This is a genomic window from Shinella zoogloeoides, assembly GCF_020883495.1.
GTDB lineage: Bacteria > Pseudomonadota > Alphaproteobacteria > Rhizobiales > Rhizobiaceae > Shinella > Shinella zoogloeoides.
The window spans coordinates 3,632,258-3,645,028 of sequence record NZ_CP086610.1 but is presented as its reverse complement, the minus strand read 5'-3'; the positions used below and the strand labels follow the sequence as shown (position 1 = coordinate 3,645,028).

The window sequence follows — 12,771 nt, the reverse complement described above, 5'->3', positions numbered from 1 at the left end:
CTCAGCCACCGATCGCCTCGGCGGGGTCGACCTTCAACGCCATCCGGATCGCGACGATGCTGGCGAGCGCGCATATGGCGATGACAACGATAACGCCGATGATCGTATCGGCGGAAAGAAGAAGGACGAATTTCGGAAACAACGGCGCTGCAAAGGTCGCCGTGATCTTGCCAACGACGAAGCCGATCAGCCCGAGCACGATTGCCTGCTGCAGGATCATGGATGCGATCGTGCGATTGCGGGTACCGATCAGCTTCAGCACAGCGATCTCGCGTATCTTGTCCATTGTCAGTGTGTAGATGATGAAGGCGACGATCGCTGCGCTGACAACGGCCAGGATCGCGAGGAACATGCCGATCTGCTTGGCCGAGGTGGCGATCAGCTTACCGACCAGAATCTCCTCCATCTGCGGGCGGGTGTAGACCGTCAGTCGCTTCCACCTCGCGATGTCTGTCGCGATCCGGTCCTGGTCGTATCCCGGTTTGGTGCGCACCAGAACGGCGTTTACATAAGGGTTGCTGTTTTGCGAGGCGATGATGGCGTCCAGCAAGCCGGGAACGCCCGGCCGATTGAACTCGGGATTCTCGCTAGTGCGCCGGCGCTGACGGACAATGGAGTCGTTGTCCTTGAGGAATTGCGCTTCCTGCGCGTCCTTCAGCGGGATGAAGACCATCGGGTCGCCGCCCGACGACACCGTCCGTCGCGTCAAACCCACAACGGTAAAATGGTTCCTTCGGACAACGATCCTGTCTCCCAGAGAAAAACCAGTGGCGACATCGGCAACCGCCTCGTAGTGGCTGCGCGTGATGTGCCGCCCGGCGACAAGGAAGGGCGGTCGGCCAGGTGTCGCCATGTCCCCTGGCGCAACGCCCACCACCATGGATCGCACGTCGGAGGTTCCTTTGCGGACCTGCATTGTAAGATAAGTCACGTTGGCGGCTCGCTCGACACCGGGGATCGCCAGGATCATGCGGTAAATGTCATCGTTGATGCTCGAGGACTCGGCGTATGGACCGAGCGTGTTCTGCTGGACAACCCACATATCGGCGCCACTATTGTCGAGCAGCACCTTGCCGTCATCGACCATCCCCCGATAGACGCCTGCCATGGTGAAGGTCACACCGATCAGCAGACCCAGACCGACACCCGTGAAGACAAACTTCCCCCAGGAATGCAAAATGTCGCGTCCGGCAAGACTGATCATTTGAGGAGCTCCGCCGGATTGTCAGCGACACGAATGCGGCTCGTGCTGAGCAATTTCGAGGCGCTGTAGACGACAATCTCGTCGCCAATTTTCAGACCCTTCGTGATCTGCACGGTTCCTTCCAGGTCGGCAGCCCCCAGTTGGACAACCGTAAACCGGATCTTCCCACCTTCGATCTTCCAGACACCCAACTTGCCGCCGAGGTTCTGGACCGCGGCATTCGGAATGGTCGGCGAGGCGGCGATCTCGGGCAGGGCGACCGATACTTCGGCCAACTCGCCAATTGAGGGCAGCGGCACGGGAAGCGTGTCGAAGTTCACCTTTGCAAGATTTTCTTCCGTCACCGCATCCGCAAGGACTTCCACCCGCGCAACGCTTCCCGGTAATCCCTCGCCGGCGCGTGAGCGCAGCGCGATCGTGGCGGGCAAATCCTGCCGCAAGCCCGTGGCGGCAATCTGATCGAACCTGGCATTGATCCAGAGATTTTTTGGATCAATCATTTCCACGACCGATTGGCCTGCGACCACGGTCGTTCCCGGTTCTGCTTTTCTTGCGGAAACGACACCGTCTACCGGCGCAAGCAGAACCAGGTTCTCCCGCTGCTTGACCAGACCGTCACGGTCGGCGCGGTTACGATGGAGATCCTGCTGCGAAGCGAGAAGATTGGACTGAGCGGCCGAGAGAGCGGCCTGCGCCACCTCGCTCTCTTGCCGCTTCGTTTCGACTGCGACCTCACTCACGGCGCGGGTCTTCCAGAGTTCTTCATACCGCTTCGCCTGAGCAAGTGCGTAATCCTTGCGCGTCCTGGTATCGACCACCTGCGCTTCGGCGACTTTGATCGACGCTTCCGCTCGGCCGATCGCCGCTTCAAGTGCCGCGATGCGGGCATCAAGGTCTACCGGGTCCATTTCGGCCAGGGTCTGGCCGGATCGAACCTGATCACCCACATCAACAAGAATCCTGCCGATACGTCCCGCGCTGGTGGGGCCGATCTTGTAGGAGAAACGCGCTTCGACAGTGCCAATGCCGAACAACGCCGGTGAAATCGAACGGGCCTCGACGACGGCAGTCGTAACGGACACCGGCGCGAGAGGGCCGGAGCGCAGGACCACATAGCCAAACAAGGCCGCGGTCACAGCTCCAACGCCAATGAGCAACAGTGTGCGGCGCTGCATTGAAGGCAGTTTCATCGACCTGCCTCCAGGCAAATCTGCGTCATTGAATGATCTGCGATGGGGGTGACGCGCCTCGCTGGCGTCGTCTTGATCGAGCGAACGGGAGATTTCGTCGCCGAGGAATGCCGATCGATCATCTCGGCACCTCGACAGCGCGCCGATACAACGCAAAAACACCTGGGGCGATTGCACGTATCTGCGCAACATCGCCAACTAGCAGGGATTGCATGACAAGACCCTGGATCGCCCCGATGAAGAGCGCTACGGCGGCCTTGTCATCCAGCGTGTCGGCGAATTCACCCTGCTCCTTGCCGTCCGCGATGAGCCGCCCGAGACGCTCGCCGTAGCGTTGGATCAAAGTATGCGCCATTCGCTTGGCAAGGGTCTGCTCCGCGCGCTGCAGTTCGCCGAACAGCATCCTGGGCACACCGGGATGTTCCATGATGAACTCGATATGCGCGAAGAATGCCGCTTCCAGTGCGTCAATCGGAGAGGACGTCGCGGACGTGGCCTTGTCGATGCGCGCCAGAAGGCGCTCCGCTACCCACTCCATAACCGCCTGAAGAATGGCGTCCTTCGATGGGAAGTGCCTGAACAAGGCGCCTTGTGTCACACCCATGCGCTGCGCGATCGCTCCGGTCGTAATGTCCGCAGGGTTTTGTTCGGCCGCCAGATCGATGACGGTCTCGACGGTCACCCTGCGTCGTTCCGGAGCTGAGAGGTTGGTCGAGCGCGGCATCAGCGGTTACCCCAAAGATAGTAATTAATTACTATCTTACAATTTAGACCATTTTTCAAGAGGCTATGCAAGCGCCGATCATTTCAGCGCCACATAGATCGCCGGAATGACGAGCACCGTGAGAAGCGTCGAGGAGACGAGACCGAACAGCAGCGCGATGGCGAGCCCCTGGAAAATCGGGTCGGTCAGGATCACGCCCGCGCCGATCATCGCGGCGAGCGCGGTCAGCAGGATCGGCTTGAAGCGGACGGAGCCGGCCTCAAGCAGTACATCGACCATTGGCCTGCCCTGCCCCCCGGAATGGCGGATGAAATCCACCAGCAGGATCGAATTGCGCACGATGATGCCGGCAAGCGCGATGAACCCGATCATCGAGGTTGCCGTGAACGGCGCCGCGAACAGCCAATGCCCGAGCATGATGCCGATGAAGGTGAGCGGGATCGGCGTCAGGATGACCAGCGGAAGCTTGAACGAGCCGAACTGCGCGACCACAAGGATATAGATGCCGAGGATCGCCACCATGAACGCCGCGCCCATGTCGCGGAAAGTAACCCAAGTCACCTCCCACTCGCCATCCCAGAGCAGGATCGGGCGGGTTTCGTCATCGGGCTGACCGTGGAGCGCGATCACCGGCTTCGGAACATTGCCCCAATCCGCCTTGGAAATCGCATCGTTCACGGCGAGCATGCCGTAGATCGGCGCTTCGTAAGCGCCGGCAAGCTCTGCCATGACCATCTCCGCCGCCCGGCCATTGTGCCGGAAGACAGGATACGATGCCGGCTGCTCGGAGACCGACACGACGTCGCCGAGTTCGACGACACCAAGGCCCGCCGGCAGCGCGTTGGCCGGGACCGGCGTGGTGAGCGCGCGTTCGTCGATCACCTTCTCACCCTTCGGCAGGGCGATGCGGATCGGGATCGGCTGACGGCCGCCGCCGCGATGCGAATAGCCGACCGTGGTGCCGCCATAGAGATAACGCAACGTGTCATAGACGTCGGACTGCTCGACCCGATAATAATCGAGATTGTCCTGGTCGATCGCGACACGCATACGCTGCGGCTGATTGTGGTAGCTGTCGTCGACGTCGACGATGAAGGGCACGCTCTTGAAGGCCTCGCGAACCTTTCCGGCGACGGCACGGCGCGTCTCGGCGTCCGGTCCGTATATCTCAGCCAGCAGCGTCCCCAGCACAGGCGGGCCAGGCGGCGGTTCCACCACTTTCGCCACTGTTCCCTGCGGCAGCGCAAGGCCCTCGAGGCGCTTGCGAATATCAAGGGCGATCGCATGGCTCGCGCGGCCGCGCGAGCCTTTGGGCAGAAGGTTGACGACGATATCGCCCTGCTGCGGTTCGGCGCGCAGATAATAGTGCCGCACCAATCCATTGAAGTCGAAAGGTGACGCTGTTCCGGCATAGGTCTGGAAGGATACGATCTCCGGCATGTCGCCCAGCCGCTCCACCATTTGCTGCAATGTCCGGTCCGTATCCTCGACCGAAGAGCCCTTGGGCAGGTCGACGATCACTTGAAGGTTGGTCTTGTTGTCGAAGGGCAGCAGCTTGACGGTGACGTGCTTGGTGTAGAGAAGGCCAAGCGACGCGATCGTGGCCATGCCGACGACCAGCAGGAACGCCCAGGCCCGGGCGCGGCTCCGCAGGACAGGCCGCGCGACCATCGCGTAAATTCTGCCGAGACGCCCTCCATCGGCCGCGGCATGAGCGTGTCCGCGCACTGCCTCCTTCCGGCCGAGCTTCATCATCAGCCAGGGCGTAAGGATCACCGCGACGAAGAAAGAGAACAGCATCGCTGCCGAGGCGTTCGCCGGGATCGGGCTCATATAGGGTCCCATCATCCCCGACACGAACAACATCGGAAGGAGCGCAGCCACGACGGTCAGCGTGGCGACGATGGTCGGGTTGCCGACCTCGGCAACGGCGTCGACAGCGGCCGCGCTGCGCGATCGGCCGTCCTGCATGGCCCAGTGGCGGGCGATGTTCTCGATGACGACGATGGCGTCGTCGACCAGGATGCCGATCGAAAAGATCAGGGCGAACAGGCTGACACGGTTCAGCGTATAGCCCATGAGCCAGGACGCGAAGAGCGTGAGCAGGATGGTGATCGGAATGACGACCGCGACCACCATCGCCTCGCGCAAGCCGATGGCAATGGCGACCAGGAAGACGATCGAGACGGTTGCGAGCCCAAGATGGAACAGGAGCTCGTTCGCCTTCTCGTTGGCGGTCTCGCCGTAATCGCGCGTGACCGTCATCTCGACATCCTTCGGAAAGATCTGGCCGCGGGTCTGCTCCAGACGCTTTACGATATCATCGGCAATGACCACGGCATTGGTGCCTGGCCTCTTGGCGATCGCAAGAGAAACCGCCGGAACCCTTTGCAGCCCATCTGCTGTCGAACGGACATCGGTGACACGGGCCTCCGCCGGCGAGGTGGCAAGGACCGTTTTTGCGACATCGCGCACATAGACGGGCCTGCCGTCGCGCGCGGTGAGAAGGATGTTGCCAATTTCGGAGAGCTCCTGCAGCGTCTGCCCGGCAACAATCGCGCGCTGCTGGCCGCCTTCGCGCACCGTGCCGACGCGGAAGGAACGGTTTGCCCCCTCGATCTTGGCGGCGAGTTGCTGAAGGGTGATGCCATAGAGCGAGAGCTTTTCCGGATCTGGCTCGACCTCGAACTGCTCGGGCTGCTCGCCAGCGATATAGGTGAGGCCGATATCAGGCAGCTTGGCGACCTCGACCTGCAGCTCGCGCGCCAGCCTTGTCAGCCCGTTGGCGGTCCAGTGCCCGGCGCTCTTCTGTGTTGGCCGCAGCGTAACGACGACGATCGCCACATCGTCGATCCCGCGTCCTACGATCAGCGGATCGGGAATGCCGACGGGGATGCGGTCCATGTTCGCCCGGACCTTCTCATGCACCCGCAGGATCGCGGCATCGGCATTGGTGCCGACCTTAAACCGCGCCGTGACGAGCGCACCATCATCCTCGGTCTGGGAATAGACGTGTTCGACGCCGTCGATCGCTTTGACGATGGTCTCGAGCGGTTCGGTTACGAGCTTGACCGCATCCTCGGTCTTCAAGCCGTTTGCCTGTACGCGGATATCGACCATCGGCACCGAGATCTGCGGCTCCTCCTCGCGCGGCAACGATACCAGTGCAACCAGCCCCAGGACGAAGGCGGCCAGCAAGAAGAGCGGCGTTAGCGGCGAGCCGATGAAGGCACGGGTCAAGCCACCGGCCAGACCGAGATTAAGTCTTGGCGGCGTCATGGCAGCACGATCCGATCGCCGTCATGAAGGCCGGTGAGGATTTCGATGCGGGGCTGGCCGTTATCTTCGAAACGCTCGCCGATGATGACAGCCACATCGATCGCGCCCCCTATTCCAGCGACACGTACGTAGTCGATCCCATGCAGCGTCCGCACCGCTTCCGGCGGCACAGCAAGCACGGAGCGCTTGCCCACCGGGATCGATACGAGGGTCCTCTCATTGACGAAATAATCGCCGATGCCGGCGACCTCGACATCGGCGGTGACACGTCCATCGACGATTTCTGGGTAGACCTTGACGATCCGACCCGGAAGCCTCGTTTCGGATTGATCCGGCGACCGTTTCAGGCCGCGCTCGCCGACTGTGACATTTGCTCCCTGCACGATATCGGCCGCATGGCGCTCCGGCAGAGAAAGACGCAGATAGTAGGGGCCGGGAGCAATGCGCGCGATCTCCTCGCCCGGCAGGACGACCGAGCCGAGCGTCACCGGCACGGTCAGGACACGGCCTGTGGCAGGCGCGACAACGCTGCCTTCCCGAGTGCTTTGTTCGATAACGGTCTTGTCGGCCCGAGCCGCCACCACCTGATTGGTCGCCACCTCGAACTGCATTCTGGCCTGATCGAGGCTGGCTTGCGTACCGGCGCCGCTTGCCCTCAATTGCTGCGCCCGCTCGAGTTGCAATTTGGTATTGTCGAGTTGGGAACTGAGAGCATCGATTTTGGCCTGGGCGGCGTCGAGTTGGAGCGAGAGCTTGTCATCGACGATGACAGCGATGGCGTCGCCTTCCTTGACCTCGTCCCCCTGGCTGACGCGCAGTTCGCGCACCGAGCCGCCGGTGCGAACCCGCGCCGGCAGCACGATACGGCTCTCGACCTGCCCGAACACAGCCTTCATGTTCGGAACAGTCGTCGTTTTCACGATGAAGTCGGCTGCGTATGCGCCATGGCTCGTAAAAGCCACGAGCAGGGCGAGCATTGCCGCGCGAGGGTAAGGGGTCGGACGATACATGAAGGGATTGCTTCCAAAGAAGACCGGCGTTCCACGCGACGGTCGTTAAAAAGAAAACCTGACGGCTATTTGAACGCGACACCCGCCGGACAGCCGAGCTTCCTGAACAGGATCGCCGCAGGGCAAAACCCGGTGAGCGACGATTGGATCAGATTGAAACCGACGAAGACGTTCAGCAGATACCACCATGGTGAGACATAGAAGCCGAGCGCGAGGGACAGCAGGACCATGCAGCCGGCAAACATCAATACGGCGCGATCGATCGTCATTTTGAATACTCCAGTGTGTTTGAAACCGAGGGGTGTGACCTACTCGGCGGTTTCGATGCGGATATCCTTCAGCTTCCCGACGCCCAGCATGTTGAGCACGAGATTTTCGTAGAACGTGTCGGCCTTGCCCTGCCGCACCTTGAGCAGGAAGTATTTCTCAAACCCGATCTTGGCGGCATGGACCCATTTGCCGCGTGACGCCCAGTTCACGTTGCGCGGAGGAATTTGCGGCTGCGCGACGAAGGCAATGCCATCATCGCCAAAATCGGCGAGACAGACCGCGTTCCAGGTCGCGACGGCCCTTGGCTCCTCACCCTTCAGCAGAGCGGCAATATTTTCGGCCGTCGCTGTCACCATGGATTCGATCATGAAGCCGGTCTTCGGCACGCCGACCGCGAGCGGGCTCTTGCCGACCGGCGGAATGGCAACGCAGACCCCGATGCCGAAGACATTCGGGAAAGCCGGATTGCGCTGGTGCTTGTCTATGACGACGAAACCGCGCGGATTGGTCAGCCCTTCTATACCAGCGATCGCCGGCACACCGCGGAAGGCCGGCAGCATCATCGAGAAGGCGAAGGGCAGTTCGTGGGTTGCCTTGACGGTGCCATCGTCGTGGACCTCTTCGGCGATCAGCTTGCCAGGCTCGACCGTCGTCGTCCGGGCATTGGTGATCCACTTGATATGACGTTCGCGCAAGGCGCTTTCGAGCAGCCCCTTGGTGTCGCCAACGCCATCAAGCCCGAGATGGCCGATATAGGGCTCGGGCGTGACGAAGGTTATCGGAACCTGATCCCGCACCCGCGCATTGCGCAGCGCCGTGTCGAGGATGAAGGCATACTCGTAGGCCGGACCGTAGCAGGAGGCGCCTTGCACAGCTCCAACGACGATGGGACCGGGCCGTTTCACCAGTGCGTCGAATGCGGTCTTCGCTTGGGTCGCATGGCCGATCTGGCAGATGGATTGGGTATGAGCATCGGGTCCCAGGCCCGGCACCTCATCGAAGGCAAGGGCGGGGCCGGTAGCAATGATCAGGAAGTCATAATCGAGAAGGGAGCCGTCATTGAGTTCGACGCGGTTTTGCGCGGGCTGGACCCGACGTGCTCCCTCGGGCCTGAGTGCGATTCCATGCTGCTTCAGAACGGGAACGAGATCGACGGTTATGTCCTGCGGCTGCCGCCAGCCAACCGCGACCCATGGATTGGAAGGAACGAAGGAATAGCTGGAGCCGAGATTGACGACGGTCAGGCGATCTTCACGCCGGAGCTTGCGTTTCATCTCATAGGCCATGATGATTCCACCGAGGCCTGCGCCGAGAATGACAATATGAGTCATGGCTTTCGCTCCGCTGTTTCTATGATGGGTCTGCCCACTTCTGGTTGCCGGAGGCCATTCAATTCAGACGCTTCCAGGCTTTATGGCTTGCATCTAACATTCAAAGGTTTTAAATTCAAGAGTATGAATGTAGAGGAAATGATACCGGCCGCCGAAAAGGCCGCCGAATTGATGCGCAGTCTGTCGCACCCCCAGCGGCTGCTCGTTCTGTGCGCGCTGGTCGATGGTGAACGATCGGTCGCCGAACTGCGACAAGGACTGGCAATCGAACAAGTGCCGATGTCGCAACAACTTATGCGGTTGAGAGCGGACGGGCTGGTCGAGGCGCGGCGCGAGGGAACGACTGTCTATTACTCGATTGTCCGACCGGAAATCCTGACTGTCGTGCAGGCTTTGCACGACGCGTTCTGCCCGCCGAACAGAGGCAAGTAGCCGCGAAACGGTCGTGCGAATGGAGGAAATGATGGTGGAGCAGCGAACGGCAACCCAGTTCGAGAAAAGCGATCCCGGCACGCCGGATCGACCATCCTTCCTTCCAGACCTTCGACGCATTTGCCTTGCGCTGCCGAACAAGGATGAAGCTGCGGCTTTCCTGAAACTACTCGCAAACGACAAGCGCTTGCTCATTCTTGACTACCTGCTGACAGGTGATGAGCGCTCGGTAGAAGAAATCGGGATCGACCTCGATATCAGGCAACCATCGCTCTCGCAGCATCTGGCGAAACTTCGTAACGCGGGATTCGTTCGCCCGCGTCGCGATGGGCGACATATCCTTTACAGTATTCCTGACGATCCTTCGATCGTGCGCTCTTTGAGAGGCATTGATCAATTGCTGCGACAGAAACATCAATGATAGCCAGTGGCATTCGAAACAGGCCGCACGGCTACCCTTTACCCATTTGGCGCCCACGTCTTTTCAAGTTTCAAGCCCCCGCAAACGGCAGAATTGATGAGTTTGAAGCGTGCCGCCACGACCTTGATCCCCGTCAATGTGGAGGGAGGGTGACCGGCATTTTCTGGGGTCCCTGCCCGAGCCCGTCACCGGTAACAACCTTCGGCAGAAGGCAGCGCCCAACTGATTCAAGATCGGGATGGCCGGCTATGGTGAGGATCCAGCGCGGCATGGCGATCTCCTTTACGGATATCATCAACCATTGCCGCGCACATGCCTTATGCGGGTCAAAGACTACGCTTTGCGTTGCCATGGTGGCGCTCGTGCGCGAAGAACCAGTGCTTTGCCGTTTCCGAAGCCGCCAGGTAGGCAAACGTGATCGTGACCAGGCCACCAAGAACCGGTGAAGGCAATGCAACGAAGCCAAACCAGCCCATACCCGGCAAATAGGGAATTGCAAGTGCGAGGAGCCCGATGACCAGTGTCAGACCGGAGAGCAACTTGCTCGGCCGACTGCGCCAGAAGGAGACCCGGGTACGCACGACCAATACGATAGCAAGCTGCGTAATCAGCGATTCGACAAACCAGCCCGTCTGGAAGAGTTCAGCAGTTGCCCTCGCGACAAACAGCAGGAAGGCGAAGGTCACGAAGTCGAAGAGCGAGCTGATCAGCCCGAAGGTCACCATGAAGCGGCGCACGAAAGCGATGTCCCAGCGCCGCGGCGTGCGGACCTGATCGGCGTCGACATTGTCGGTGGCGATGGCGAGCGACGGCACGTCCGACAGGAAATTGTTGAGCAGGATCTGCGGCGCGAGCAACGGCAGGAACGGCAGGGCGAGCGAGGCGAAGGCCATCGAGACCATGTTGCCGAAATTCGCGCTGGTCGTGATGGAAATGTACTTCATCGTGTTGGCGAAAATCCTGCGCCCGTCGTTGACCCCGCGCAGCAGCACGCCGAGGTCGCGTTGCAGCAGGATCATGTCGGCGGCCTCGCGCGCCACGTCCACCGCGCCGTCCACGGAAATGCCGACATCGGCCTCGTGCAGGGCCGGCGCATCGTTGATGCCGTCGCCGAGATAGCCGACCACATGCCCGTGCCCGCGCAGCGCCGCGATGATGCGCTCCTTCTGGTTCGGGTCGATCTCGGCGAAGATGTCGTTCTGCGTGACGCGGCGGACGAGCGCCTCCTTCGTCAGGCTGTGCACTTCCTCTCCCGTCAGGATGCGGCGGTGCGGCAGGCCGACGATCTCGGCCAGATGGGCGGCGACATGGCGGTTGTCGCCGGTGATGACCTTCACCCTGATGCCGCGCACGGCGATGGCCTTCAGCGTTTCCGCCATGCCCGCCTTGGGCGGATCGAGGAAGAGCAGGAAGCCGGCAAAGGCAAGCCCCGCCTCGTCCTCGGCTCGATAGGCATCCTTCCGCGCAAAACGCTGCACGGCGAGCCCGAGCACGCGATAGCCCTTCCCGCTCCAGGCTCGCACCGTCTCGTCGATCCTGGCAGCCTGCACCTCGTCAAGGGGAACAGTCGCGCCGGCCTCCATCACGGACGAGCAGGCGGCGACGACGGTCTGCACCGCCCCCTTGCAGATCACGAGATCCTCCGCCTCGCCCGGCCGGCGGACGACGACCGAAAGCCTCTTGCGAATGAAGTCGTAGGGGATCTCGTCCGCCTTGATATAGCCGGCAAGGTCGTCTTCCGGCCGCTTACCGGCGGCGATGGCCTCGTCGAGCGGGTTCGCCATACCGGTCTGAAGGGTAGCGTTGAGGAGTGCCCAGAGCCGCACCTCCTGCGCCTCGGCCCCGGCAACGTCGAGGCAGGCGTCGAGATGGATGACGCCCTCGGTGAGGGTGCCGGTCTTGTCCGTGCACAGGATGTCCATACTGCCGAGATTCTCGATGGCCTCCAGCCGGCGCACGATGACGCCGTTCGCCGCCATGGTGCGGGCGCCCCGCGCCAGCGTCACGCTGATGATCGCCGGCAGCAGCTCCGGCGTCAGGCCCACCGCGAGCGCCAGCGAGAACAGCAGCGAATCCACCGCCGGCCGGTGCAGCAGGAGATTGGCGAAGAAGACGAGGATGACGATGACCAGCATGATCTTCGTCATGAGATAGCCGAAGCGGCGGATGCCCCGCGCGAACTCCGTCTCCGGCGCGACATGCGCGATGGCCGCGGCGATGGCGGCGAACTCCGTCTGCCCGCCCGTCTTCACCACGGCCATCGTCGCCGTCCCGCTGCGCACGGAGGTGCCGGTGAAGGCCGCGTTCGTCCGCTGGCCGACGGTCGCCGCCGGCGGGCAGACGCCCGCAGTCTTGACCACCGGGAAGGTTTCGCCCGTCAGCGCCGCCTCGCTGACATTGAGCTCGCGCGTCTCCAGCAGGATGCCGTCGGCCGGGATGAGGTTTCCCGCCGAGAGCCGGACGATGTCGCCGGGCACGACCTCCTCGACGGGGATCGGCGTCTCCCTGCCGTCGCGCAGCACGAGGGCCTTGCGCCCGATGCGCGCGGTCAGAGCCTCCATCGCGCGCGAGGCGCCGTGCTCCTGCGTGAAGGAGAGGATGCAGCTCGCCAGTACGATGACGGCGATGATCGCCGCCTCGCTCCCCTCCCCGACGACGGGCGAGACGCCGGCCGCGAAGATGAGGATCAGCACGAGCGGGCTGCGGAACTGGCGCAGGAACGCCGCGACGGCCGAGGAGCCGCGCCGTGCATGGATCGCGTTGTCGCCGAAGGCGGCAAGGCGCGCCTTCGCCTCCTCGGAGGAAAGGCCGTCCGCGCGGCTTTCCAGCCCGGTGAGAAGCGTGTCGGCGGGGATAGACCAATACGCGGCATCCACGGTCTTCGGTGAGAACGTTTCCGGCTGCATATGC

10 protein-coding genes are annotated in these 12,771 nt (G+C 62.0%); 2 read left to right on the top strand and 8 right to left on the bottom strand.

Going from position 1 to position 12,771, the window contains the following annotated elements; all coding sequences use genetic code 11:
• Position 1: 1 nt before the first annotated feature.
• The 7 genes from K8M09_RS17875 to K8M09_RS17845 form a co-directional block, all read right to left on the bottom strand.
• On the bottom strand, positions 2-1,204 hold the full coding sequence (locus K8M09_RS17875) for an ABC transporter permease (RefSeq protein ID WP_023513024.1): 1,203 nt from the start codon (positions 1,202-1,204) through the stop codon (positions 2-4).
• On the bottom strand, positions 1,201-2,394 hold the full coding sequence (locus K8M09_RS17870; RefSeq protein ID WP_160787988.1) for an efflux RND transporter periplasmic adaptor subunit: 1,194 nt from the start codon (positions 2,392-2,394) through the stop codon (positions 1,201-1,203). The genes K8M09_RS17875 and K8M09_RS17870 overlap by 4 nt, the downstream gene beginning before the upstream one ends.
• A 118-nt stretch (positions 2,395-2,512) precedes the next feature.
• Positions 2,513-3,076, bottom strand: coding sequence for a TetR/AcrR family transcriptional regulator (locus K8M09_RS17865; protein WP_425376507.1), 564 nt, complete (start codon positions 3,074-3,076; stop codon positions 2,513-2,515).
• A 120-nt stretch (positions 3,077-3,196) separates the two neighbouring features.
• Positions 3,197-6,397 carry an efflux RND transporter permease subunit gene (locus K8M09_RS17860; protein ID WP_160787989.1) on the bottom strand — a complete coding sequence of 1,067 codons (3,201 nt, stop codon included), beginning with the start codon at positions 6,395-6,397 and terminating at the stop codon, positions 3,197-3,199.
• On the bottom strand, positions 6,394-7,407 hold the full coding sequence (locus K8M09_RS17855) for an efflux RND transporter periplasmic adaptor subunit (RefSeq protein ID WP_206366713.1): 1,014 nt from the start codon (positions 7,405-7,407) through the stop codon (positions 6,394-6,396). The genes K8M09_RS17860 and K8M09_RS17855 overlap by 4 nt, the downstream gene beginning before the upstream one ends.
• A 65-nt stretch (positions 7,408-7,472) precedes the next feature.
• The gene (locus K8M09_RS17850; protein ID WP_050746441.1) at positions 7,473-7,676 is read right to left on the bottom strand and encodes a YgaP family membrane protein; all 204 of its coding nucleotides are present in this window, start codon (positions 7,674-7,676) and stop codon (positions 7,473-7,475) included.
• A gap of 39 nt (positions 7,677-7,715) precedes the next feature.
• Complete coding sequence (locus K8M09_RS17845; RefSeq protein ID WP_160787990.1) at positions 7,716-9,008, bottom strand: NAD(P)/FAD-dependent oxidoreductase; 1,293 nt, start codon at positions 9,006-9,008, stop codon at positions 7,716-7,718.
• On the opposite strand from K8M09_RS17845, the gene K8M09_RS17840 reads away from it, so the two are divergent.
• Positions 9,000-9,440: an ArsR/SmtB family transcription factor gene (locus K8M09_RS17840; protein ID WP_324256103.1), complete on the top strand. Its 441-nt coding sequence runs from the start codon at positions 9,000-9,002 to the stop codon at positions 9,438-9,440. The genes K8M09_RS17845 and K8M09_RS17840 overlap by 9 nt on opposite strands.
• Positions 9,441-9,468: 28 nt before the next feature.
• Entirely contained in the window at positions 9,469-9,861 is a 393-nt protein-coding gene (locus K8M09_RS17835; RefSeq protein WP_229341983.1) for an ArsR/SmtB family transcription factor, read from the top strand.
• Between the two features lie 326 nt (positions 9,862-10,187).
• Here the strand turns inward: K8M09_RS17835 and mgtA are convergent, their stop codons facing one another.
• Complete coding sequence (gene mgtA / locus K8M09_RS17830) at positions 10,188-12,767, bottom strand: magnesium-translocating P-type ATPase (RefSeq protein ID WP_229341981.1); 2,580 nt, start codon at positions 12,765-12,767, stop codon at positions 10,188-10,190.
• Positions 12,768-12,771: the final 4 nt, after the last annotated feature.